We start from the raw sequence: 23,763 nt of genomic DNA on the forward strand, positions 1-23,763 counted from the left end.
GCCGGTGGCACGGTCAGTCGGCCGGGCCCGCCTTCACGGTGTCGGCGTCGAGGGCTGCCAGGATCGCCTCAGCGGTCCGCTTCCCCACCCCGGGCACCTCGGTGATCTCCTCGACGGTGGCGGCGGAGAGCCGCTTGAGCGAGCCGAAGTGGCGCAGCAGCGCCTTGCGCCGCACCTCCCCCAGCCCGGGGACGTTGTCCAGCGCCGACTCGGTCATCCGCTTGGAGCGCCGCTGCCGGTGGAACGTGATGGCGAACCGGTGCGCCTCGTCGCGGACCCGCTGGAGCAGGTAGAGCCCCTCGGAGGTGCGCGGCAGGATGACCGGGAACTCGTCGTCGGGGAGCCAGACCTCCTCCAGCCGCTTGGCCAGGCCGCAGAGCGCCACGTCGTCGATGCCCAGCTCGGCGAGGGCCTGCGCGGCCGCCGCCACCTGCGGCGCGCCGCCGTCGACCACCACCAGCTGCGGCGGGTACGCGAACCGGCGCGGCCGCCCGGTGGTGGGGTCGATGCCGGGGCGGTCCGGGTCGCTGGCGGTCTCCTCGCCGAGCTCCCCGGTCTCGGCGCGGGCGTCGAGGTAGCGGGCGAACCGCCGGCGCAGCACCTCCGACATGGCGGAGAGGTCGTCGGTGGCGCCGCGGACGATGAACCGCCGGAATTCGCTCTTGCGCGGCAGCCCGTCCTCGAAGACGATCATGCTGGCCACCACGTCGGTGCCCTGGATCTGGGAGACGTCGAAGCACTCGATGCGCAGCGGCGAGGTGCGCATGCCGAGCGCGTCGCTGATCTCGTCGAGCGCCCTGCTGCGGGTGGTCAGGTCGCTGCCCCGCTTGAGCTTGTGCCGGGCCAGCGCGTCCTTCGCGTTGCGCTCGACGGTCTCCAGCAGCGACTTCTTGTCGCCGCGCTGCGGCACCCGCAGCGACACCCGGCTGCCCCGGTGGGTGGAGAGCCAGTCGGCGAGGGCGCCGGCGTCGGCCGGCAGCTCGGGGACCAGCAGCTCGCGGGGGACGTCGGCCTCGCCCTGCTCGCCGCCGTAGACCTGGGTGCAGAAGTGGTGCACCAGGTCGCCGGTACTCAGCTCCTCGGTCTTTTCCACCACCCAGCCGCGCTGGCCGCGGACCCGGCCGTCGCGGACGTGGAAGACCTGCACCGCGGCCTCGAGGGGGTCGTCGGCGAACGCCACCACGTCGGCGTCGGTGCCGTCGCCGAGCACCACGGTCTGCTTCTCCATCGCCCGGCGCAGGGCGGCGATGTCGTCGCGGAGCCGGGCCGCCCGCTCGAACTCCAACTGCTCGCTGGCCTCGGTCATCTCCCGTTCGAGCCGGCGGACCATGGTGTCGGTGCGGCCGCCCATGAAGTCGCAGAAGCCGTTGACGATCTCCCGGTGCTGCTCGGCGGAGACGCTGCCCACGCAGGGCGCGGAGCACTTGCCGATGTAGCCCAGCAGGCAGGGGCGGCCGACCTGACCGGCCCGCTTGAACACCCCGGAGGAGCAGGTGCGCGCCGGGAAGACCCGCAGCAGCAGGTCGAGCGTCTCGCGGATCGCCCAGGCGTGCGAGTACGGCCCGAAGTAGCGCACCCCCTTGCGCTTGGCGCCGCGCATCACCTGCAACCGCGGGTATTCCTCGTCGAGGGTGACCGCCAGGTAGGGGTAGGACTTGTCGTCGCGGTAGCGGACGTTGAACCGGGGGTCGTACTGCTTGATCCAGGTGTATTCGAGCTGGAGCGCCTCGACCTCGGTGCCGACGGTGACCCAGTCGACCGACTCGGCGGTGGTGACCATCTGCTGGGTGCGCTGGTGCAGCCCCCACAGGTCGGCAAAGTAGGAGCTGAGCCGGCTGCGCAGGTTCTTCGCCTTGCCGACGTAGATCACCCGACCGGTGCCGTCGCGGAAGCGGTAGACCCCCGGCTGCTCCGGGATGGTGCCGGGCGCGGGACGGTAGGTCGAGGGGTCAGCCACCCACCAAGCCTAATCCGCTCCCCCGACACCCTCCCCCGCCCGCCACGCCCCACCCCCCGTCATCGTCGATCATGAAGTTGCCGGCGCTCTGGATCTCCTCCACTGCCGCCAGCTTCATGATCGACAATGTCGGGGGCGTCAGGCGAGGGAGATGTGGTCGCCCTGCACCTTGATCTCCTTGGCGGGCAGGGGCTTCGTCGCCGGGCCCTGCTTGACCGAACCGTCGGTGATCGAGAACCTGCTGCCGTGGCAGGTGCAGTTGATCGTGCCGCCGTCGATGTTCGACACCGGGCAGTTCTGGTGGGTGCAGATCGGGCTGAAGCCCTTGAACTCCCCCGGTCTCGGCTGGGTGATCACCACGCCCTGGGCGGCGTAGATGACGCCCCCGCCGACCGGGATGTCCGCGGTCCTGGCGATGGATGCCGCACCCTGCCGGTCGCCACCCTCTGCGTCCCCGGCGGTCGCGCCCGGGCCGCCGCTGGTCGGCGCGGACGTCGTGCCCCCGGAGTCGTCACCGCCGCCGCAGGCGGAAAGCACCAGCGCCGCGCCCACCGCCCCCGCGCCCGCGAGCAGGGCGCGGCGTGTCTGGTTGCCCGGCCCGCTCAGCACGTGATCGTCACTCATGTCCGGCCTTTCTCTCGGCTGCCGCCCGTCGGGATCTGCGGCCACATTTGTCGACACGGGCCACTGTGCCGCACGGTTCATACTGGCGCGTCAGGGCGGGGATACCGGACCGGCGGTCCGCCCGTCCGTGCCGCCCGACGTACGGCGGGTCGGCGCGGGCAAGCCGAGCCGGACGTAGCCGAGGCCGACGTCGACCAGCGTCTTGAGGTGCCGGTGGATGGCCGGGATGGCGGCGAAGAGCTCGCGGGACGTCGTGGGTGTCGGCTCGAGCGGACACCCACGACGTCCCTTGACACGCTTGATCACTGTTACCCGACCAGCGGAGGCGGACCCGCCGCCCGGCGCCAACGGCCCGGCGCCCGAGCACCAGCCGGGCGGTGGGGTGGGCGCTGGTCGGGGTGGGCTCTGGCCGGGCGGGGCGCAGGCCGGAACGAGACGGACGGGGGCCGGAACCGGACGGCGCGGGTCAGGCCAGGGAGATCTGGTCGCCGGTGACCTTGATCTCCTTGGCCGGGAGTGGCCTCTTGGCCGGGGGCTTCTTGACCGAGCCGTCGGCGATGGAGAACCTGCTGTCATGGCAGAGGCAGACGATGACGCCGCCCTCGATGCGCGAAACGGTGCAGTCCTGGTGGGTGCAGATCGCGCTGAAGGCCTTGAACTGGCCCGGATTCGGCTGCGTTACCACCACCTTCTGGTCGGCGAAGATCTTGCCGCCGCCGACCGGGATGTCCGTGGTCTTGGCCAGGGGCTGGCCGCCCCCCTCGGCGGTGGCCTCGTCGCCGGAGTCGTCGCCGCAGGCGGCCAGGACCACCGCCGCGCCAACCGCGCCCGCACCGGTGAGCAGGGCCCGACGGCTCGACGTACCCAGCCCGGTGGTCACCTGATCGTCGCTCATACCTCGCCCTCCCTGCCGCCGCGCCCGTCATGAGCCACGGTCACGTTCCTACGCACAGAGACCACCGTGGCAGACGGTTCACCCGGTTTGCGGACTTTGGCCGGCCGGGAACCCCATCGGGGTCGCGAGGAGGTCAGCGTGCCCCGGCCGGCACCTTCCGGGTACGCGGCTTCGTGGCCCCGGCGCCGTTGGCCTTGGCCGCCCGGGTGGTGGCCGCCCTGGCCCCCTTCGCCTCGCCGTCGAGCTTGAGCACCTGGCGGAGGAACTCGCCGGTGTGGCTCTCGGCCACCTCGGCGACCTCCTCGGGGGTGCCGGTGGCCAGCACCGCGCCGCCCCGGTGGCCGCCCTCCGGACCCATGTCGATCAGCCAGTCGGCGGTCTTGATCACGTCGAGGTTGTGCTCGATGGTGATCACCGTGTTGCCCTTGTCGACCAGGCCCTCCAGCACCATCAGCAGCTTGCGGATGTCCTCGAAGTGCAGGCCGGTGGTGGGCTCGTCGAGCACGTAGACCGTCCGCCCGGTGGACCGCTTCTGCAGCTCGGAGGCGAGCTTGACCCGCTGCGCCTCACCGCCGGAGAGCGTCGGCGCGGGCTGGCCGAGCCGGACGTAGCCGAGGCCGACGTCGACCAGCGTCTTGAGGTGCCGGTGGATGGCGGGGATGGCGGAGAAGAACTCGGCCGCCTCCTCGATCGGCATCTCCAGCACGTCGGAGACGGTCCTGCCCTTGTAGTGCACCTCGAGGGTCTCCCGGTTGTAGCGGGCGCCCTTGCAGACCTCGCAGGGGACGTAGACGTCCGGGAGGAAGTTCATCTCGATCTTGATGGTGCCGTCACCGGAGCAGGCCTCGCAGCGGCCGCCCTTGACGTTGAAGGAGAACCGGCCCGGGCCGTACCCCCGGACCTTGGCCTCGGTGGTCTCGGCGAAGAGCTTGCGGACGTGGTCCCAGACCCCGGTGTAGGTGGCCGGGTTGGACCGCGGCGTCCGCCCGATCGGCGACTGGTCGACGCCGACGACCTTGTCGACGTGCTCCAGGCCGGTGACCCGGGTGTGCCGCCCGGGGACCAGCCGGGCGCCGTTGATCTGGTTGGCCAGCACCGCGTACAGGATGTCGTTGACCAGCGTCGACTTGCCGGAGCCGCTGACCCCGGTGACCGCGATCAGCTGGCCGAGCGGGAAGGAGACGGTGAGGTTGCGCAGGTTGTGCTCGCGCGCCCCGTGCACCACCAGCTCCCGGTCCGGGGTCTGCGGGCGACGCTGCTTCGGCGTCGGGATCGACTTGCGCCCGGACAGGTACGCCCCGGTGACCGACTCGGGGTTGTCCAGCAGCGCCGGCACCGAGCCGCTGTGCACGATCTTGCCGCCGTGCTCGCCCGCGCCCGGGCCGATGTCGACGATCCAGTCCGCGGTACGGATGGTGTCCTCGTCGTGCTCGACCACGATCAGCGTGTTGCCCAGCCCGCGCAACCGGATCAGGGTCTCGATCAGGCGGTGGTTGTCCCGCTGGTGCAGGCCGATCGACGGCTCGTCCAGCACATAGAGCACGCCGACCAGGCCGGAGCCGATCTGGGTGGCCAGCCGGATGCGCTGCGCCTCGCCGCCGGAGAGGGTGCCGGCCGCGCGGTCCAGGGAGAGGTAGTCCAGACCGACGTCGAGCAGGAACGTCAGCCGGGCGTTGATCTCCTTGAGCACCCGCTCGGCGATCATCTTCTGCCGGTCGGTCAGCTCGATGCCGGCGAGCAGCTCGGCCGCCTCGCCCACCGACAGGTTGCAGACCTCGGCGATGCTCCTGCCGGCCAGGGTGACCGCGAGCACCTCCGGCTTGAGCCGGGTGCCGCCGCAGGCCCCGCAGGGCACGTCCCGCATGTAGCCCTCGTACTTGTCCCGCGACCACTCCGACTCGGTGTCGGAGTGCCGCCGCTCGATCCACTGCACCACGCCCTCGAAGCCGGTGTAGTAGGAGCGCTCGCGGCCGTACTTGTTGCGGTAGCGCACGTGCACCTGGTCGTCGGAGCCGTGCAGGATCGTCTTCTGCGCCCGGGACGGCAACGCCCGCCACGGCGTGTCGATGTCGAAGTGCTGGCTCTCGCCGAGCGCCTCCAGCAGGCGCAGGAAGTATTCCAGGTTGTGCCCGGTGGCCCAGGGCTGGATCGCGCCCTCGCGCAGGCTGCGCTCGGGGTCGGGGACGATCAGCTCGGCGTCGACCTCCTTCTTGGTGCCCAGGCCGGTGCACTCCGGGCAGGCGCCGTACGGCGCGTTGAAGGAGAAGACCCGGGGCTCCAGGTCCTCGATCGCCAGGGGGTGGTCGTTGGGGCAGGCCAGGTGCTCGGAGTAGCGGCGCTCCCGGTGCGGGTCGTCCTCGGCCAGGTCGACGAAGTCGAGCAGCACCAGGCCGCCGGAGAGCCCGAGCGCCGCCTCGACCGAGTCGGTCAGCCGCTGCTTGGCGCTGGGCTTGACGCTGAGCCGGTCGATCACCACCTCGATGGTGTGCTTCTCCTGCTTCTTGAGCTTCGGCGGCTCGGTCAGCGGGTGCACCACGCCGTCGATCCGGGCCCGGGCGTAGCCCTTGGCCTGGAGCTCGGCGAAGAGGTCGACGTACTCCCCCTTGCGTCCCCGGACCACCGGCGCGAGCACCATGAACCGGGTGCCCTCGGCCATGGCGAGGACCCGGTCGACGATCTGCTGCGGGCTCTGCTTGGAGATCCGCTCGCCGCAGACCGGGCAGTGCGGCTCGCCGATGCGGGCGAAGAGCAGCCGGAGGTAGTCGTAGACCTCGGTGATGGTGCCGACGGTCGAGCGCGGGTTGCGCGAGGTGGACTTCTGGTCGATGGAGACCGCGGGGCTGAGCCCCTCGATGAAGTCGACGTCGGGCTTGTCCATCTGGCCGAGGAACTGCCGGGCGTACGACGACAGCGACTCGACGTAGCGCCGCTGACCCTCGGCGAAGATGGTGTCGAAGGCCAGGCTCGACTTGCCCGATCCGGAGAGCCCGGTGAAGACGATCAGGGCGTCCCGGGGCAGGTCGAGACTGACGTCACGCAGGTTGTGCTCGCGCGCGCCACGGATGATCAGTCGGTCGGCCACGGTCCGTGTACTCCCGGGGAAGAAGATGGGGCGGATCTGTCCGCTCCGAGCGAGGTCTGAGCGGTTTTGCGGGCGCAGAAGTGACGCCTGGGCAAGCCTAGCCCCGAGGTACGACAACATTCCGCGCCCGCACATTCCCCCAGCTCAGCCCGGTCACGCCGGCCGTGCCACGGCCGGCGCGCCCCGCCGTCCGGTTCAGAATCCGCCCGGCGACGCCGGCGGCTTCGGGCGCGCCGCCCGCCGTCGGGCGGACCGCCAGCTGCCCCGCCGTTCGGCGGCCAGCCGGGTCTCCCGCCGCCGGGTCTCGAAGGCGACCTCCCGCCGCAACCGGCGCCAACTCTCCCAACGCCGCGCGGGCAGCTCCCCGGTCTCCAGCGCCTCCCGCACCGCGCAGGCCGGCTCGGCCTCGTGCGCACAGTCGGCGTACCGGCAGCCGGTGGCCAGCTCGGCGATGTCGGCGAACGCCCGGTCCAGCCCGGCCGAGCCGTCCAGCAGGCCGACCGCCCGTACCCCCGGGGTGTCCAGCACCGCGCCACCGCCGGGCACCGGGACCAGCGCCCGCCAGGTGGTGGTGTGCCGGCCCTTGCCGTCCACCCGGCGGATCGCCTGCGTGGGCATGACGGCCGCGCCGGCGAGCGCGTTGACCAGGCTCGACTTGCCCGCGCCGGAGGGCCCGAGCAGCCCGAGCGTCCGCCCCGGGGCGACGTACGGCCGCAACGGGTCCAGGCCGGTGCCCCGCTCGGCACTGACCGGCAGCACCGGCACCCCGGGCGCCGCCGCGGCGAGCTGCCGGGCGACCGCGGCCGGGTCGGCGGCCAGGTCGACCTTGGTGAGCACGACGAGCGGCCGGGCCCCGGACTCGTGGGCCAGCGAGAGCAGCCGCTCGATCCGGGCGACGTCCGGTTCGGGGTGCACCGGCTCGACGACCGCGGCGGCGTCGAGGTTGGCGGCGAGCACCTGCCCGCTGGCGTCCTTGCCGGCGGTCCGCCGGACCAGCGCGGTGCGCCGGGGCAGCACGGTGTCGACGGTGACCGGCCCGTCCGGCCAGCTGGCCAGCAGCACCCAGTCACCGGCGCAGGGCAGCGCGGCGAGGTCGCGGGCGGCGGCGGCCAGCACCGCCGGGCCCAGGCTGGCGCGGACCGGACCGTCCGCGCAGAGCACGGTGCAGACCCCGCGGTCGACCCGGGCCACCCGGCCCGGCCGGCGGTCAGGGCGCCGCCGCACGTACGCCGCCCGCTCGGCGTCGAGGCCGAGGGCGGTCAGATCGATGGTCATGTCATCCTCATCGGTGTCGAAGCTGGGTGTGACGGAACACGCGTGCTGCCACGACCGGCACTGCCACCACCCCCGTCCGACCTCCGGTGCCGCGTTCGACGCCGACGGTAAGGGGACGCGCCGACGCGCCGAAAGTTATTTCCCCGGCGACGCGGCGGCCCCGGACCGCTAGGGTCGGGGCGTGACCACGGATCCGCTTCTGCTGACCGGCGAGGTGGACGACGCCACGGCCCGACTCGTGCGTACCGCAGGCGGTTTCGACGCGGCGGAGCTCGCCGCGGCCTCCCTGCTGCCGGGCTGGACCCGCGGCCACGTCCTGACCCACCTGGCCCGCAACGCCGACGGCTTCGTCAACCTGCTCACCGCCGCCCGGACCGGCGAGCAGGTCCCGATGTACGCCAGCGCCGCCGCCAGGTCCGCCGACATCGAGGCCGGCGCCAGCCGACCCCTCGCCGCCCACCTGGACGACCTGCGCCGCGCCGCGGACCGGTTCGTCGAGGCGGTCGCCGCGATGCCCGCCGAGGCCTGGACGGCCACCGTGGAGACCCCGCGCGGCTCCCGGGTCGCGGCCGAGCTGGTCTGGGGCCGGCTGCGCGAGGTCGAGGTGCACCACGTCGACCTGGCCGCCGGGCACCGGCCCGAAGACTGGCCGGAGGCGTTCGGGCACCGCCTGCTGCACGAGGTGGCCGCCGACCTCGCCGGCCGCACGGACGTGCCGGCGATGGTGCTGCGCTTCGACGGCACCCGGCACGAGCTGGTGATCGGCGATCCCGAGGGCGCGCCGAGGGTCACCGGCCCCGCCGCCGAGCTGGCCGCCTGGTTGATCGGCCGCAGTCGCGGCGACGTGCTGACCGTCACCCCGGACGGTCACCTGCCGACCCCACCGGAATGGATATAGACACCGTCATGAGCTACACCGGAGAAGTCACCCCCGGCGGCGAGCCCGCCGTCCGGGAGCTGGACCGGCTCGCCGTCACCAAGCTGTCGGTCGGGCCGATGGACAACAACGCCTACCTGCTGCGCTGCACCGCGACCGGCGAGCAGGTACTGATCGACGCCGCGAACGAGGCGCCCCGGCTGCTGGAGCTGGTCGGCGACGGCGGCCTGTCCGCCGTGGTCACCACCCACCGGCACATGGACCACTGGGTGGCGCTGGAGGAGGTGGTGGCCAAGACCGGCGCCCGCGCGCTGGTGCACGCCGAGGACGCGTCCGGACTGCCGATCGAGGCGGAGACGCTCGCCGACGGCGACACCGTGCCGGTGGGCGACTGCGCGCTGGAGGTCATCCACATCAAGGGGCACACGCCGGGCTCGATCGCGCTGCTCTACCGCGACCCGGCCGGCACGCCGCACCTGTTCACCGGCGACAGTCTCTTCCCGGGCGGGGTCGGGAACACGGACAAGGACCCGGAGCGCTTCGCCGCGCTGATCGACGACGTGGAGCAGAAGATCTTCGACCGGCTGCCGGACCAGACCTGGTTCTACCCCGGCCACGGCAGGGACAGCACGCTCGGCGCGGAACGCCCGTCGCTGCCGCAGTGGCGCGCCCGCGGCTGGTGAGCCGATCCGAGCTCGCGTCCACGTCGGACGGTCGAGCCCCCCTGCTGCTCGTCTCCGGCCGGCGCGCGGCCAGGCCGACGACGAGCGGCGCCAACCCGCCACCGGGACCGATCCGCTGGCCTCGACGGGTCCTGCCCGGGCCTGCCAGCAGGCCTGACGACCCGGGCGGGACCCGTCCGCCCCTCACGGCGGCGTGCGCCCCGACCAGCCGGCGCCGGGTGCCCATCAGCACCATGCCGGCCAGCGCCAGGCCGACCGCCATGGTGACCAGCATCGGGCTGGGCTCCCCGGGCAGCAGCCCGGCCAGCGACCGGGACGCGGTGCCCAGCGCGAGGTAGAGGCCGGCCCATGCCGCCGCGCCCACTGTCGCGCAGCCGAGGAACCGCCGGTACGACATCCGCAGGCCGCCCGCCGCCAGCGGCAGCAGCGCGTTGAACACCGGCAGGAAGGGCGCGACCAGCACCATCCGGCCGCCCCCGCGCCGCAGGATCCCCTCCGCCGCCGCCCAGCGCGCCTCGCCGATCCACGCGCCGATCCGGCTGTGCCGTAGCCGGTCCCCGTACCGGCGCCCGGCGAGGAAGCTCAGCGACCACCCGGTGAGGCAGCCGGCCACCACGGTGGCGAAGGTGGCCAGGCCGGTGGTCGGACCGCCCACCCCCACCGCGGCCAGGACCGCCACGTCACCGGGGACCAGCACCCCGAGCAGCGGTACGGCGTCGAGGAGCATGACCACGCCGAGCACCCCCATCAGCAGGGTGGTGGGAAGCTCTCCGACCTGGGTCAACCAATCCGCCATGCTCCGTACGCTATGGCCGGCCGACCGGTGTGGACATCAGGTCCGATCCCCCACCGCCCCCTGATCCCGGCTCGGGGTAGGACCCTGACCCGGGTCGCCGGTCATCTCGGTCGGAGCAGCTGCACCCGGCGCACCGGCGAGTCCACGGACGGCTCCGTGGTCGGCACCGGATAGCTGGCGACCACCTCCAGCTGGTCCTCGGGCAGGTGTTCCCGGCCGGGGTCGCCGACGAGCACGTCGACGCCGCCGGCCACGGCCCGCTGGAGGAACGGCAGCATCCGGTCGGCCATCTCCCGGCTGTAGAAGACGTCGCCGGCCAGCACCAGGTCCGCACCGACGCCGTCGCGGTCGAGCAGGTCGTCGCCGCTGGGCTCGACGACGACGCCGTTGGCCCCCGCGTTGACGGTGACGGCGGCCACCGCGTACGGGTCGATGTCGTTGGCGACCACCCGTGCCGCGCCGGCCAGGGCGGCGGCGATCGCCACCAGTCCGGAGCCGGTGGCCAGGTCGAGCACCCGTCGGCCGGCCGCCAACTCCGGATGGTCGAGCAGGTGACGGGCGAGCGCCTGCCCACCGGCCCAGGCGGACGCCCAGTACGGCGGCGGCAGGGACCGGCCGGCCCCCGCCTCCATGCGGGCCCACAGGACGATCGGGTCCTCGGCGAGGTGCAGCCGCACCTCGGGCACGAACGGGGTCTGGACCAGGTGCAGCCGGTCCAGCCCCCCGCCGGGCGCGATGATCTCGCGTTCCAGCTCGGTCAGCGCGGCGGCTGCGGGTCCCGTCATCGGGGCAAGCATGCCCCAGCCGGCCGACAGCCGCCCGACATTCGCGTTGCCGCGCGGCGAGTTTCCCGGGGCTTCGACATGTTTGGCGCAACACCTGTGGCACTTCGGCCAGCAAATCGGCCTCCGGCCGGTTACTGTCGGGGAGGTACAGGGCGATCATCGGCCGAGGGTCGGTGCTCACCCGCTTTGAACAGTAGGAGAGATGCATGGCAACCGGCACGGTTAAGTGGTTCAACTCGGAAAAGGGCTTCGGCTTCATCGAGCAGGACGGCGGAGGTCCGGACGTCTTCGTCCACTACTCGGCCATCGCGTCGAGCGGTTACCGGGAACTGAATGAGGGCCAGAAGGTCGAGTTCGACGTGACCCAGGGGCAGAAGGGTCCGCAGGCGGACAACGTCCGCCCGATCTAGCTCCGTGCCGGTGGCGGCGGCCGGTCCCCGGCCGCCGCCGCAGCGCACCTGTCGGCCGCCACCACGGCGACTGCTCCGGGCCCCGCCCTCATCCGGCCTCGGCTGCGACGGGCAGGTCCCGCCGCCGCCGGATCGGTCCGACCAGCAGGATCAGCGGGGTGAACGTCAGCCAGCCGGTCATCGTCCAGATGGCCGGCTCCGGCCCGTACGCGGCGCCGAGCGCCCCGGCCAGCATGGCGGCCAGCGGGATCGTTCCGTAGTTGAGCATCTGCATGCTCACCGTCACCCGCCCGAGCAGCCGGTGCGGGGTGTACGTCTGCCGGAAGCTGCCCTTCGTCACGTTGCCGATCGCCACGCCGAAGCTGACCAGGACTCCCCCGAGGACCGGCCAGAGCAGCCCCGCGCCCCGCCCGGCCAGCGGAATGAGCAGCGCGGACGGGCCGGTGACCAGCCCGGCCAGCAGCATCGCCCGCGCCGTGCCGAACCGGCGTGCGGCCGTGGTGGCCACCACCGCGCCGAGGATGCCACCGAGGCTCATCAGGCCGATCAGCACGCCGACCAGGCCGGCCGACAGGCCGACGGACCGGACCAGGAAGACCACCAGGATCGCCTGGTAGCCGATGAGTCCGATGTTGCTGGCAGCCCCGTAGAGCGTCATCACCCGCAGGTACGGGTCACGGCCGACGAACCGGATCCCGTCGGCGATCTCCCGGCGCAGCGACGACGACCCGCCGGTTCGCATCGGACGCTTCTCGACGGTCCGGATGCGCAGCAGGCAGAGCGCCGAGACCAGGAAGCTGACCGCGTCGAGCAGCAGGGCGGTCACCGCGCCGACGGCCTGCGCGACGAGCCCGGCGATCCCCGGGCCGAGGACGTAGCTCGCGGTGTGGGTGGCCTGGAGCTTGGCGTTGCCCTCCGGCACCTCCTCCGGCCGCAGCAGGGTGGGCAGATAGACCTGGTCGGCGGTCTCGAAGACGACCCGGGCGAATCCCGCCCCGAGCGCCACGCACAGCAGGTGGGCGACGGTGAGCCGGCCGAACGCCGCGGCGACCGGGACGCTGAGGAAGAGCAGCATCGACACCAGGTCGCAGGCGACCATCACCGGCCGGCGCGGCAGCCGGTCCACCCATGCCCCGACCGGCAGGCCGATGACCAGCCAGGGCAGCCACGCCGCGGCGGTGAGCATAGCGACCTGGAAGGTGCTCGCGTCGAGGACGGCCACCGCGACCAGGGGCAGCGCCACCGCCGTGACGTTGCTGCCGATGCTGCTGACGGTCTGCCCGGACCAGAGCAGCCGGAAGTCCCGGTGCCGGAGGAGTCCACCGCGGCGCCGCGGCGGCACCGGGGTGGTCTGCGTCGGTGCTCCCCCGGCCGATGCCGGGGCGTCGGCCGCGTCCGAGGCGGCGGCCCGTGCCCTGGCGCAGGCGGCATCCGGGTCCCCGGCCGGCCCCGGAGCGCGGGCGACATCCCGTTGCCCGGTCGTGTCGAGGGTGGCCGGTGGGGTGGGCGGCCGGTTCACGGCTGGGCGGGGACGCCGTAGGCGAACAGGAACACGGGCTCGCGCTCGCGCCCGTCGTCCGGCACCTCCCGGTCCGCCCAGCGGGCCAGCAGGTCGATCACCTCGCGATCGAGCTCGGCCAGTTCCTCAGGGGTGAGGCGCAGCCACTTGTCGGTGGAGAACGGCCCCTCCCCCCAGGCCGCACGCGCCGACTCGTCGGCGGCGTGCCAGGCCCGGGCGAGGGCGACGTGCCGGTCCAGGTTGAGCGAGGTGACGGCGTCGGCGACGGCCCGGGCGGCCGGGTCGGCGTCGAAGTCGGCGTTCGACCACCGCAGGCCGCGGGTGACCAGCCGCCACCACCGCTCCCGGCGGTCCCGGGCCAGCTCGGGCGCCTCCGCCACCAGGTCGCAGGCGCCGAGGACCTTCATGTGGTGGCTGACGTTCGCGGGCGCCTGGCCGGTGCGCTCGGCGAGCATGCTGACCGTCGACGGGCCGTCGACCTTGAGCACGTCCATCAGCCGCCGACGCAGCGGGTGCGACATCGCGGCCAGCACCCGGGAGTCGGTGATCTGGCGTACCTGGGATCCGTCCATGCCGACACCGTCGCATGCGCAACCACCGTTGCGCAACGGCTATTGCGCAACGATGGTTGCCGAAGTGGCCGGTCGGGCGGCGAGTTCCTCGGCGACCTGCTCGGCGATGGTGGGCGGGATCGCCGCGGCCAGGGCGGGATACGCCTGGGCCATGGCGAGCAGCAAGGTCAGCGGCAATTGAGAAAAAGCCCAGGTCAACCGGCCTTCTTCGAGCTGGGAAGGAGCGGTGAATCGGGATCGGACGCCACCGGCAGACGGACCGCGGACGGGTACCCGGGGTCGTGCAGGATCTCCCGCCGTCCTGCGCGGAGCGTCACCGCGGTACCGAGCGGCTCGCCGGTTCCCGGATTGCGCGCGTACCGGGGGTGGGCGCCGCCGGAGAGCTGCACCCGCAGCCGGTGGCCGGCCGCGAAACGGTGCGCGGTGGGCCAGAGGACCACCGGCACCCGGACGACCCCGGCGGCGTCGGTCGGGAAGCGACCGGGCGCGACCCGGACCAGCCCGTCGCAGACGTTCCACGAGCGACCGCGATGGTCCACGTCGCAAAGCCGAACAAAGACGTCCAGATACGACAGTTCGCTGCGGACGTGCACCTCGGCGCTGACCGGGCCGATCACCTCGACCGGCGCGCGCAGCGGCGCGCTGGTGTACGTCAGCACGTCGGCGCGGGCCTCCACCGGCCGGTTGTCCACCGGCCCGGCCCGCTGGGCGACGAGCAGGGGGCCGCCGAGCGACGGGGTCGGGTCGGCCGGGTCGTACCAGATCCCGTCCGGCGGCGACGGGACCGGCGCGGCGGTCGCCAATTCCCCACCGGGGTGCAGGTACCAGGCGGTGGGTGTGGCCGGCGGCGGCCAGTCGGGCAGATCCCGCCACCCGCCCCCGTCACCGCCGACGTGGACCCGTACCGGGGCCGTCCGGGACGTCGGGCGGCCGGCCAGGTGCGCGTCGAGCCAGTCGAGACCGTCCCGCAGCGCCGCGACGAAGAGCCCCGAGCTGCCGTGGGTCCACGGCCCGACGGTCAGCCGTGGACGGCCGCCAGCGGCGCGCAGGGCGGCGTAGTCATCGAGCTGGGCGGGGAGGAAGATGTCGTGCCACCCGCTGACCATCGCCACCGGGGCCCGCACGTCGGCGATCCGGTCGCCGAAGACCCGCGCCCGCCAGTAGTCGGCGTCCGGGGTGTGGTGCCGCAGCCACTCCTGGAAGAACGGGACGCTCACCCCGGTGGCGATCCGATCCGCCTCGACCAACGGCAGGTGGGCCAGCGCGGCGGCCAGCCGGGGCTGCCCCCGCTTGAGCTCCCACTGCCGGGCCAGCCAGGGCACGGTCTGCGCCTGGAGCAGCTCCGCCCAGGTCAGGACCGTGTCCAGCGCGAAGGACTCACCGGCGTAGGTGGAGTCGCGGGTCGCCGAGGCGGTCACCACGGCCACCAGCGCCCGCAGCTCCTCCCCCGCCTCGGCGGCCACCGCCCACTGGACGAAGCCCTGGTAGCTGGCGCCGAACATGCCGAACGCGCCGGAGAACCACGGCTGCCGGCGCAGCCAGTCGACGGTGTCCAGCCCGTCGTCGCGCTCGTGCACCAGCGGGGCGAAGGACCCGCCCGAACCGTAGGTGCCCCGGCAGGACTGGATCACCACGTGGAAGCCCCGTTCGGCGGCGAGCCGGCCGAGCAGCCGCATCGGGCCACCGCGCCCGTACGGGGTGCGGATCAGCACGGTCGGCGCGCCGGGCAGGTCGGGGGCGTAGTGGTCGGTGCGCAGCGGCACGCCGTCGCGGACCCGTACCGGGATGTCCCGGGTGAGGGACACCCGCCGGGTACGCGGGGCGGGCAACCGCAGCACGACGGTGGCGAGCCGGGTCGCCAGCCGGTCGAGCACGCGTGCACCACCCCCACCTCGTCGTCGCTGAACCCGGCCGTCATATCTCGTCCGCGCGCCGGCCGAGCGGCGGGAGGACGTCCGTCGCCAGGACGGTGCCGCCCCATCCGAGCCGGAGCGGGTGACGGCGGACTGGAGCCTCGGCGGAGCCCGGCACGGCGGGTGGGGGGAAAATCCCCACCCGCGACACCTTCGGCTCAGATCCCGATCCGGGCCCAGTTGCCCCAGATGGCGAACGTCATGCCAGCGGTCGCCTGAATGTTGACGAACAGGGTGTGTCCGCCCGGGCTGAACGTCGATCCGGCGAACTCGTCGTTGGACCGGTCCGCGCCGGTGCGGCTGGCCAGCCGGTTCAGGGCGATGTCGAACAACTCGCCCCGCGGGGTCAGGCCGCGGATGTAGTTGTCCACCGAGTTGTCCTCACAGACCACGAGAGTGCCCCGCGGGCTGGTCGTCACGTTGTCCGGGAAGTCCAACGTGGACTTGCCAGGCGACTCGTACACCAGTCGCAGCGTCTCCGACCGGCAGTCGTACGCCCACACCTGTCCGGACCCGTTGCCGTAGCCGTCGCCGATCGGCCCGGTCGACGTCTCCGCCGGACCACCCCCCTGGGTGGCGGTGAAGTAGACGACCCCCTTGTCGTACGCGGCGCCCTCCAGTCGCGCGAAGTAGGCGGCACCCTGCAGCCAGCCCTGCCGCGCGACGTAGGTCAGCGCCACGTCCTGGAGGGTGGGCGCCTCCACGCCCGGGGTGTACGGGAACTGGGGCGCGGGGTCGTCGATGTCCACCCACTCCACCGGATACGTGGCGCCCGGCGGCTGCGCCGCGGCCAGGTCAACGTTGCGCCGGCCCCGCACTGCGAGCATCTGCAACCGGCCGCCGTCGGCCAGCCGGCCGCACGTCATGGGGTCGGCCGGCGGCGTGTACCGGTAGAAGCCGGAGGCGAAGCCGAAGTTGTCCTCGGTGAGGTACAGGTGCCCGCCCTTCGGGTCGTACGCCACCGATTCGTGGCAGAACCGGCCGGCGGCGGTGATCGGCGTCCGGTCGGACTGCCCGTCCACGGGCACCTCGAAGATCAAGCCGTGCGGCTGGGTGAGCGGCACGTTGGAGACGCCGGTGAAGTCCGGCTTGACGTCGGGCCCGTTGACCGTCTCCTCGCAGCTGATCCAACTGCCCCAGGGCATCTGACCGCCGGAGCAGTTCATCATCGTGCCGTTGAGGCTGGTCCAGGCCCGCCGCACCTCGCCGTACCGGGTGACCTCGATGCTGGTGGTGCCGCCCTTCGCCATCGGGTCGTACGCGGCGGAGGCGTCGCCGAAGGCGGAACCGGGGCCGGCAACCTCGTGGTTGCGGACCAGCCGCACCGTGTCGCCGCGGCCGCGGAAAGCGCCCATGCCGTCATGCCGACCGGGCAGCGCGGTGCCGTCGTCAAGCACCACCGGGAACTCGGTGTCGTGGAACGAGCGGTACTGGAAGCCCTCGGGCAGGTGCAGGCGGACCTTGCCGTCGCGCAGGTCCGGCACCGGCCCGAGAACCGGGTCGGGTGCCGGACGCCGGCCGACCGCGCCGGCCTCGCCACGCGCCACGAACCCGAGGAACGGGCCACCGAGGACGGCGCCGCCGGCCGCGGCGGCGGCGCCGCGCAGCACGGCGCGGCGGTTGAGATCAGGCATCGGGGGACTCCTTTGTCGCCGGGGCCCCGTTCGTCGGGGCCGGGGACCGATCCACAGGAGATCCTCGTCACCCGGTCACCGCGTTGGCAACCTCTCCGCGGGTCGACAGTCGAGCCAGAAGAACGCGGGTCAGTAGTCCAGGCAGACGCACTCGGTCATCAGGGCCCGCACGTTGTATACGTACTGGCTGTTCGGGATCGTCAGGGGGTTGTCGCAGGGGCGGTCGTCGGGGCAGTCCGGCGCCACCTTGCCGGGGCCGACGTTGTAGGCCGCGATGACGGCGTTGAGCAGGCAGGACGTCAGCTCATCGGTGCACAGACCCGAGTCGAGGCGATAGTCCGAGGCGAAGTGTGAGTCGCCAATCTTCTTGGTCAGCCAGGCGAGGTAGTTCGCGCCCAGGATGGCGTTGTCCCGGTGGTCGTAGACGTCGTAGTCCTTCTCGAACCGCCAGTTGACGTAATCCGCGGTCGGCGGCTGAACCTGCATCAGCCCGATGCCGGTGTCACAGGCGATGATGTTGGACTGCCAGCCGCTCTCCTGCCAGGCGGTCGCCTTGACCAGGTTCAGCGGAACCTTGATCTCCGGTGCCGAGGACGGCCAGTAGGTCTTCGCCGCCGCGTCGGTCAGCGCCGACTTCACCTCCGCACGCGTGGCTGCGGTGCCCTTGTAGCTGGGCTTACAGCCGCTCACCGGCGGCTTCGGCGGCGGCGGAGCCTTGGTCTCGGTAGGCGGCTTGACCGTGGGCCGGGGCGCACCCGCCCGCGTGACGGTCGGCCTGGGCCGGGCGCTCGCCGATGGGCTGGGCGCTGCTCCCATCGCCTGCTTCGCCGTCGGCTCCACAGTCGGCTCGACCGCCGGCTCCTCCGTCGGCTCCTCCGTCGGCTCGTCGGTGGGGAGCGCAACCGGGGCGGCCACCTCCCGGGGCCGGACGTCCTCGCGCGCGCAGGCCGTCACCGTCGTCGCCAGCAGCAGCCCGGCGATCACCGCCGCGCCCACCCGGCACATGCGTCGACGCATCCCGATCCTCCCCCGTGATCACCCGCCGGCACCCTAGCAAGGATCGATAGCGCTCCGGGGCCCCTGCGACCCGGCGTCGGCACCGGCCGTGGTCGACGCGGGCGGCCCCGCGCCCTCGCCGACCGCCCGGTCCCGGGTGGCCCAGGCCACCATGAACACCACGGTCCAGAGCACGCCGAGCAGCACCGAGGTGGCCGTGCCGCTGGCCGTGCTCAACCCCAGATAGAGCCGGGCGCCACCGGTGCCCACGACGCCCGCCGCGGCGGCGGTCCAGACCGCCACGGCCACCGGCCACCGCGCGCCCCGGGAGAGCAGCCAGGCGAGGGTGCAGAGGCTCGCGGTCACCACCGCGTTCTGCGTCGGAAACAGGACAGCGGCCTCACCGGGTCCGGTCAGGTCGGCGACCACGGCCAGCACCACCAGCGGCAGGAACGCCCCCACCGTGCCGACCACGCTGAGCAGGTCCGCGCGCCACGGCCGGGTGCGCCAGGCGAGCACGGCGGCGACCACCGCGACCAGCACGATCAGGAACGACCCGCGCAGCACCGAGACGGCCGCGAGGGTGGCGTCGACCGCCCCCGGGGTACGCCGGGCGGCGAACCACTGCGCGATGGCGTCGTCCACCACGGCCAGGCCGCTCTGCCGGACCACCGCCTCCAGCAGCCAGGCCATGGCGAACCCCACGGCGAAGAGCAGCGCCAGCCCGGCGACCAGGTTGAGCAGCAGCGTCCAGGCCGGCCCGATGCGCATGGCGAGCAGGAAGAAGAGCACCCCGTAGCGGGCGCTGAGCCAACGCACCGGCGGCAGCGCCGCGGCCCGGGACAGCAGGGCCCGCGCCGGGTCCGGGTTGCGCCCCAGCCACCGGCCGGTCAGCACGATGGCGACCAGGCAGACCAGCAGCACCAGGGCCGCCCCGGTGGCCCGGCCGAGCAGCCGGGAGACCGTCTCGTACGACTCGCCGGCCAGGAACCCGACCAGCACCGAACCGCCCACCCAGGTCGCCACCCCGCCGAAGTTCCACGGCGCGAACCGGCGGTACGGCATGCCGGACGCCCCGGCCAGCCGGGGTACCAGGGTGCGGGCGAAGGCGACCCAGCGGGCGGCGAACACGCCGCGACCGCCGAGCCGGCCGAGCATCGCGTCCGCCCGGCCCCACCGCTCGGGGCCGACCCGCGCGCCGAAGCCGCCGGCGCGCAGCCGGGGCCCGTACCGACGGCCGGAGCGGAACGCGAGTGTGTCGCCTATCACGGCAGCACCCGTCATCACCAGCAGCGCCGGAATAATCCGCAGCGTCCCCGCGTACGCTAAGAAGCCGACCAGCAGCAGGGTCGCCTCGCCCGGCACCAGCAGACCGAAGATCACCGCGGTCTCCCCCGCGACGATTGTCGCGGCGATCACATAGATCAGCAGGGACGGCAGGCCCTGCAGCGAGGTCAGCAGGTCATGCATTCGGCCACCAGCAACACGGGGGCCAGCATGCCAGCCGCTGGAACGGTCGGAACAGCAGTTTCGGCAGAGATCCGGGCCATCTGGGGGTAACCCCGACGCGTGCCCGGCAACCGTAGACAGGAGTATGGAGGGTATGCAGCTTCGCACCGACCTCCGCAACGTCGCCATCATCGCCCACGTCGACCACGGCAAAACGACCCTGGTCGACGCCATGTTGCGGCAGGCCGGCGCCTACGGCGCCCGCGGCGAGACGACCGAGCGGGTGATGGACTCGGGGGACCTGGAGCGGGAAAAGGGCATCACCATCCTGGCCAAGAACACCGGCGTGCACTACCTGCCGGCGGACGGGTCCGACCCGGTCACCATCAACATCATCGACACTCCCGGCCACGCCGACTTCGGCGGCGAGGTCGAGCGGGGCCTGACCATGGTCGACGGAGTGATCCTGCTGGTCGATGCCAGCGAGGGCCCGCTGCCGCAGACCCGGTTCGTGCTGCGCAAGGCCCTCAAGGCCCGACTGCCGATCATCTTGGTGATCAACAAGGTGGACCGGCCGGACGCCCGGATCAAGGAGGTCGTGGACGACACCTACGAGCTCTTCCTCGACCTGGACGCCGACGAGGAGCAGATCGACTTCCCAATCGTCTACGCCTGCGCCCGCGACGGCATCGCCTCGCTCACCGAGCCCGCCAACGGCTCGGTGCCGAACGACAGCACCTCGCTCGAGCCGCTGTTCCGCACCCTGCTCGACACCATCCCGCCGCCCGCGTACGACGAGGGCGCGCCGCTGCAGGCGCACGTCACCAACCTCGACGCCTCGCCGTTCCTCGGCCGCCTCGCGCTGTGCCGGGTCCGCCAGGGCACCATCCGCAAGGGCGCGACCGTGGCCTGGTGCCGCACCGACGGCAGCACCCAGCGGGTGCGCATCTCCGAGCTGCTGATGACCGAGGGCCTGGAGCGCAAGTCGGCCGACTCGGCCGGCCCGGGCGACATCATCGCGGTCGCCGGCATCCCGGAGATCATGATCGGTGAGACCCTGGCCGACGCGGAGAACCCGCAGCCGCTGCCGCTGATCACCGTCGACGAGCCGGCGATCTCGATGACCATCGGCACCAACACCTCACCGCTGGTCGGCCGGGTCAAGGGCGCCAAGGTCACCGCCCGGATGGTCAAGGACCGGCTCGACAAGGAGCTGGTCGGCAACGTCTCGCTGCGGATCCTGCCGACCGAGCGGCCGGACGCCTGGGAGGTGCAGGGTCGTGGCGAGCTGGCGCTGGCCATCCTGGTCGAGCAGATGCGCCGGGAGGGCTACGAGCTGACCGTCGGCAAGCCGCAGGTGGTCACCCGGGAGATCGACGGCAAGACCTGCGAGCCGGTGGAGCGGCTCACCATCGACGCCCCCGAGGAGTACCTGGGCGCGATCACCCAGCTGCTGGCGACCCGCAAGGGCCGGATGGAGCAGCTGGTCAACCACGGCACCGGCTGGATCCGGATGGAGTGGCTGGTCCCGGCGCGCGGCCTGATCGGCTTCCGCACCGAGTTCCTCACCGACACCCGGGGCACCGGCATCCTGCACCACGTCTTCGAGTCGTACGAGCCGTGGTTCGGCGAGCTGCGGACCCGGCAGAACGGCTCGCTGGTCGCCGACCGGGCCGGCGCGGTCACCTCGTTCGCGATGATCAACCTGCAGGAGCGCGGCCAGCTCTTCGTCGAGCCGACCACCGAGGTGTACGAGGGCATGATCGTCGGGGAGAACTCCCGCTCCGACGACATGGACGTCAACATCACCAAGGAGAAGAAGCTCACCAACATGCGGGCGTCGACCTCCGACGAGACCGAGAAGCTGATCCCGCCGCGCAAGCTCTCCCTGGAGCAGGCGCTGGAGTTCTGCCGCGAGGACGAGTGCGTCGAGGTCACCCCGGCCGCGGTGCGCATCCGCAAGGTGGTGCTGGACCAGACCACGCGGGGCCGGGCCGCCGCCCGCCGCAAGCACGCCGGCTGACCCGTACCCGATCGCTCCGGAGCCCGGACCGCCCCGCGCGGTCCGGGCTCCGCCCTTTTCCGGTACGGGCGTCAGCCGGGCCCGGTGGCGGTCAGGCCGAGGACGTCCGGGATCGGACCGGGGCCGGACTCGGCCACCCGTCCCAGCACCAGGCCCGCGCCGACGACCGCGTTGAGCCGGGCGTCCAGCGGGACGTGCCAGGCTCCCACCCGGCAGGTCGGTGTGGGCGAGCACGCAGACCACCGCCGGCGCCGTGGCGTCGGCGACCGGTAGCGCGGCGGCGCCGCCCCGGGCCACCGGCAGCCGGGAACGGGCGTGCCGCAGCCGACCCGCGGACAGGTCCACCCCGACCGGGTCCCAGCCCAGCGCGCGCAACTCGGGGGCGTGCGCCCCGGTGCCGCAGCACAGGTCGAGGCAGCGCGTCGTACGCGGCAACCCTCACGTCGGCACGGTAGGCGGCGCGGCCGCCACGCGCCGCCCCGGGCGGGGCACCGGTCGGCTACGGTCACCGGCATGACCTGGGATGATCTCGACGCCCACCTGGACAAGATGCCCGGCACCGTCTCGGCGTACGTGGGCCGGCTCGACGCCGCCCCGACCTGGACCCGGCTGCCCGACGCCACCCACTACGCGGCCAGCACGATGAAGGCCGCGGTGCTGCTCGCGCTCTACCGGGCCGCGGAGGCGGGCGTCCTCGACCTCGACGCGCCGATCCCGGTGGTCAACGACTTCGACTCGGCGCGGCCGGGAGCGCCCCGGTTCTGCTGCGCCCGGAACTACGACAACGACGAGGCGGTCTGGGAGCGGGTGGGCGACCACGCCCCGCTGCGCTGGCTCGCCGACCGGATGATCACCCGGTCCAGCAACCTGGCCACCAACATCGTCATCGGCCGGGTCGGCCTGCCCGCGGTGGCGCGGGCCTGGGCGCTGGCCGGGGCCCGGTACAGCGTCACCGGCCGGGGCATCGAGGACTTCGCCGCCCGCGACGCCGGGATCACCAACCTGGTCACCGCCGCCGACCTGGCCGCCCTGCTCGGCGGGCTGGCCACCGGCATTGCCCGCCCCGGGCCGTTGGCCTCCCCGGCCGGCTGCGCGACGATGATGGACGTGCTGCTGGCCCAGGAACACCGCGAGGACCTCGCCTCCGGGCTGCCGGAGGGCACCCGGATCGCGCACAAGAACGGCTGGGTACGCGGGGTCCGGCACGGCGCCGGGGTGGTCCTCCCGGACGACGCCCCGCCGTACGTGATCGTGGTCTGCACGACCACCGACCTGGCCGAGGGCGGCGCGACCGGCGAGGAGGTCGAGGACGACGCCTGCCGGCTGATCGCCACCACCTCGGCGGCGGTCTGGGCGGCCCGGCACGACCTGGCCGGCTGAGCGCCAGCCCGCCACCGGCTCGTCACTCCAGCAGGTTGTCCCGCAGCGCGTCGCGCACCTCGTCGGTGACGCCCAGCCCGTCCCGCAGGTACGCGTCGAACGAGCCGTGCGCCCGGCGCACCTCGTCGTACGCGGCGTCCAGGTATTCCGGGCGCACCTCCAGCACCGGCCGTACCGCCGCCGGATCCAGGTCCGGCTGCCGGCGGGCCATCGCGGCGATCAGCACCTCGCGCAGGCTCACGGTCAGCTCGTTGTGCCGCAGGTAGTCGGCGCGGATCGCCGCCTCGTCCACGCCCACGGCGGTCAGCAGCACCACCGCCAGCCAGCCCGTCCGGTCCTTGCCGGCCGAGCAGTGGAACAGCAGCGGCAGGTTCCGCTCCTGCGCCGCCAGCCGGACAACCGCGCCGAACCCGGCCCGCGCCGACTCCCCGGTGACGAACCAGCGGTAGATCGCCGCCATCGCCGCCGGCGTGCCCTCCCGGGCCAGCTCGTCGTAGGCGCCGAGGTCGTGGCCGAGCAGCAACGCCGAGACGTAGGTGAAGACCGGATGCGCCGGGTCGTGGACCGGCAGGTGCACCACCCGCGGCTCCCCCACCAGCCGGTCCGCCGGAGCGACGTCCTGCTCGGAGGCGTCCCGCAGATCCACCACGCAGGCCGGGGCGAGCTTGCCGAGCACCGGCAGGTCGGAGTCCGTGAGGCGGCCCAGCGCCGGGGTCCGGATCAACCGGCCGGCCACCATCCGCCGCCCGTCCGCCGCGGGCAGGCCGCCCAGGTCACGCGCGTTCGGCGCGCCCACCAGTTCCCAGTCCCGCACGTCCATGGTTTCCTCCCTTGTCCGGCTGCCCGTGCGGTGCGGTGCGGTATAGGGTGCCGCACTTGACATCATCCCCTCC

The 23,763-nt window shown here is 73.2% G+C and carries 20 protein-coding genes and 2 pseudogenes; 5 read left to right on the forward strand and 17 right to left on the reverse strand.

Annotation, left to right across the window (positions count from 1 at the left end):
* Nucleotides 1-13 precede the first annotated feature (13 nt).
* The 5 genes from uvrC to rsgA all read right to left on the reverse strand — a co-directional run bounded on the left by uvrC (nt 14) and on the right by rsgA (nt 7,833).
* Nucleotides 14-1,957: an excinuclease ABC subunit UvrC gene (uvrC, locus tag ACLQ2U_RS05340; RefSeq protein ID WP_425749407.1), complete on the reverse strand. Its 1,944-nt coding sequence runs from the start codon at nt 1,955-1,957 to the stop codon at nt 14-16.
* A gap of 138 nt (nt 1,958-2,095) precedes the next feature.
* A complete protein-coding gene (locus ACLQ2U_RS05345; protein ID WP_425749408.1) occupies nt 2,096-2,581 on the reverse strand; it encodes a Rieske (2Fe-2S) protein in 486 nt (161 codons plus the stop codon).
* A gap of 466 nt (nt 2,582-3,047) precedes the next feature.
* On the reverse strand, nt 3,048-3,476 hold the full coding sequence (locus ACLQ2U_RS05350) for a Rieske (2Fe-2S) protein (protein ID WP_425749409.1): 429 nt from the start codon (nt 3,474-3,476) through the stop codon (nt 3,048-3,050).
* 133 nt (nt 3,477-3,609) lie between these two features.
* On the reverse strand, nt 3,610-6,558 hold the full coding sequence (gene uvrA / locus ACLQ2U_RS05355) for an excinuclease ABC subunit UvrA (protein WP_425749410.1): 2,949 nt from the start codon (nt 6,556-6,558) through the stop codon (nt 3,610-3,612).
* Nucleotides 6,559-6,753: 195 nt separating this feature from the next.
* Nucleotides 6,754-7,833, reverse strand: coding sequence for a ribosome small subunit-dependent GTPase A (rsgA, locus tag ACLQ2U_RS05360; RefSeq protein WP_425749411.1), 1,080 nt, complete (start codon nt 7,831-7,833; stop codon nt 6,754-6,756).
* A gap of 181 nt (nt 7,834-8,014) precedes the next feature.
* On the opposite strand from rsgA, the gene ACLQ2U_RS05365 reads away from it, so the two are divergent.
* Nucleotides 8,015-8,731: a maleylpyruvate isomerase family mycothiol-dependent enzyme gene (locus ACLQ2U_RS05365; protein WP_425749412.1), complete on the forward strand. Its 717-nt coding sequence runs from the start codon at nt 8,015-8,017 to the stop codon at nt 8,729-8,731.
* A gap of 8 nt (nt 8,732-8,739) precedes the next feature.
* Nucleotides 8,740-9,393 carry an MBL fold metallo-hydrolase gene (locus ACLQ2U_RS05370; RefSeq protein WP_425749413.1) on the forward strand — a complete coding sequence of 218 codons (654 nt, stop codon included), beginning with the start codon at nt 8,740-8,742 and terminating at the stop codon, nt 9,391-9,393.
* A 202-nt stretch (nt 9,394-9,595) separates the two neighbouring features.
* Here the strand turns inward: ACLQ2U_RS05370 and ACLQ2U_RS05375 are convergent.
* Nucleotides 9,596-10,189: pseudogene (locus ACLQ2U_RS05375) on the reverse strand (DedA family protein); the annotation flags it as partial.
* 101 nt (nt 10,190-10,290) lie between these two features.
* Nucleotides 10,291-10,974 (reverse strand): class I SAM-dependent methyltransferase, encoded by a 684-nt coding sequence (locus tag ACLQ2U_RS05380; RefSeq protein WP_425749414.1) that lies wholly within the window; start codon nt 10,972-10,974, stop codon nt 10,291-10,293.
* Nucleotides 10,975-11,180: 206 nt separating this feature from the next.
* Here ACLQ2U_RS05380 and ACLQ2U_RS05385 point away from each other — a divergent pair, with 206 nt between their 5' ends.
* Nucleotides 11,181-11,384, forward strand: coding sequence for a cold-shock protein (locus ACLQ2U_RS05385; protein WP_161690055.1), 204 nt, complete (start codon nt 11,181-11,183; stop codon nt 11,382-11,384).
* Nucleotides 11,385-11,472: 88 nt separating this feature from the next.
* Here ACLQ2U_RS05385 and ACLQ2U_RS05390 read toward each other — a convergent pair whose 3' ends face one another.
* The 7 genes from ACLQ2U_RS05390 to ACLQ2U_RS05420 all read right to left on the reverse strand — a co-directional run bounded on the left by ACLQ2U_RS05390 (nt 11,473) and on the right by ACLQ2U_RS05420 (nt 19,488).
* On the reverse strand, nt 11,473-12,903 hold the full coding sequence (locus ACLQ2U_RS05390; RefSeq protein WP_425749415.1) for an MFS transporter: 1,431 nt from the start codon (nt 12,901-12,903) through the stop codon (nt 11,473-11,475).
* The gene (locus ACLQ2U_RS05395) at nt 12,900-13,475 is read right to left on the reverse strand and encodes a helix-turn-helix domain-containing protein (protein WP_425749416.1); all 576 of its coding nucleotides are present in this window, start codon (nt 13,473-13,475) and stop codon (nt 12,900-12,902) included. Before ACLQ2U_RS05395 ends, ACLQ2U_RS05390 begins: the two co-directional genes overlap by 4 nt.
* Before the next feature lie 39 nt (nt 13,476-13,514).
* On the reverse strand, nt 13,515-13,673 hold the full coding sequence (locus ACLQ2U_RS05400) for a hypothetical protein (RefSeq protein ID WP_425749417.1): 159 nt from the start codon (nt 13,671-13,673) through the stop codon (nt 13,515-13,517).
* Nucleotides 13,670-15,349 carry a CocE/NonD family hydrolase gene (locus tag ACLQ2U_RS05405; protein WP_425749418.1) on the reverse strand — a complete coding sequence of 560 codons (1,680 nt, stop codon included), beginning with the start codon at nt 15,347-15,349 and terminating at the stop codon, nt 13,670-13,672. Before ACLQ2U_RS05405 ends, ACLQ2U_RS05400 begins: the two co-directional genes overlap by 4 nt.
* A gap of 197 nt (nt 15,350-15,546) precedes the next feature.
* The gene (locus tag ACLQ2U_RS05410) at nt 15,547-17,022 is read right to left on the reverse strand and encodes an alkaline phosphatase PhoX (RefSeq protein ID WP_425749419.1); all 1,476 of its coding nucleotides are present in this window, start codon (nt 17,020-17,022) and stop codon (nt 15,547-15,549) included.
* Between the two features lie 129 nt (nt 17,023-17,151).
* Nucleotides 17,152-18,039 carry a transglycosylase SLT domain-containing protein gene (locus ACLQ2U_RS05415; RefSeq protein WP_425749420.1) on the reverse strand — a complete coding sequence of 296 codons (888 nt, stop codon included), beginning with the start codon at nt 18,037-18,039 and terminating at the stop codon, nt 17,152-17,154.
* A 33-nt stretch (nt 18,040-18,072) separates the two neighbouring features.
* The gene (locus tag ACLQ2U_RS05420) at nt 18,073-19,488 is read right to left on the reverse strand and encodes a DedA family protein (RefSeq protein WP_425749421.1); all 1,416 of its coding nucleotides are present in this window, start codon (nt 19,486-19,488) and stop codon (nt 18,073-18,075) included.
* A gap of 133 nt (nt 19,489-19,621) precedes the next feature.
* On the opposite strand from ACLQ2U_RS05420, the gene typA reads away from it, so the two are divergent.
* Nucleotides 19,622-21,490 carry a translational GTPase TypA gene (typA, locus tag ACLQ2U_RS05425; protein WP_425749422.1) on the forward strand — a complete coding sequence of 623 codons (1,869 nt, stop codon included), beginning with the start codon at nt 19,622-19,624 and terminating at the stop codon, nt 21,488-21,490.
* A gap of 71 nt (nt 21,491-21,561) precedes the next feature.
* Here the strand turns inward: typA and ACLQ2U_RS05430 are convergent, their stop codons facing one another.
* A complete protein-coding gene (locus ACLQ2U_RS05430) occupies nt 21,562-21,699 on the reverse strand; it encodes a hypothetical protein (RefSeq protein ID WP_425749423.1) in 138 nt (45 codons plus the stop codon).
* Between the two features lie 70 nt (nt 21,700-21,769).
* Nucleotides 21,770-21,925, reverse strand: a pseudogene (locus tag ACLQ2U_RS05435) (class I SAM-dependent methyltransferase); the annotation flags it as partial.
* 78 nt (nt 21,926-22,003) lie between these two features.
* Between ACLQ2U_RS05435 and ACLQ2U_RS05440 the strand changes: the two are divergent.
* The gene (locus ACLQ2U_RS05440; RefSeq protein WP_425749424.1) at nt 22,004-22,870 is read left to right on the forward strand and encodes a serine hydrolase; all 867 of its coding nucleotides are present in this window, start codon (nt 22,004-22,006) and stop codon (nt 22,868-22,870) included.
* A gap of 22 nt (nt 22,871-22,892) precedes the next feature.
* On the opposite strand, the gene ACLQ2U_RS05445 is transcribed toward ACLQ2U_RS05440, so the two are convergent.
* Entirely contained in the window at nt 22,893-23,690 is a 798-nt protein-coding gene (locus ACLQ2U_RS05445; protein WP_425749425.1) for a tyrosine-protein phosphatase, read from the reverse strand.
* Between the last annotated feature and the right edge of the window lie 73 nt (nt 23,691-23,763).

This window comes from Micromonospora sp. DT47, from assembly GCF_049844475.1.
GTDB lineage: Bacteria > Actinomycetota > Actinomycetes > Mycobacteriales > Micromonosporaceae > Micromonospora.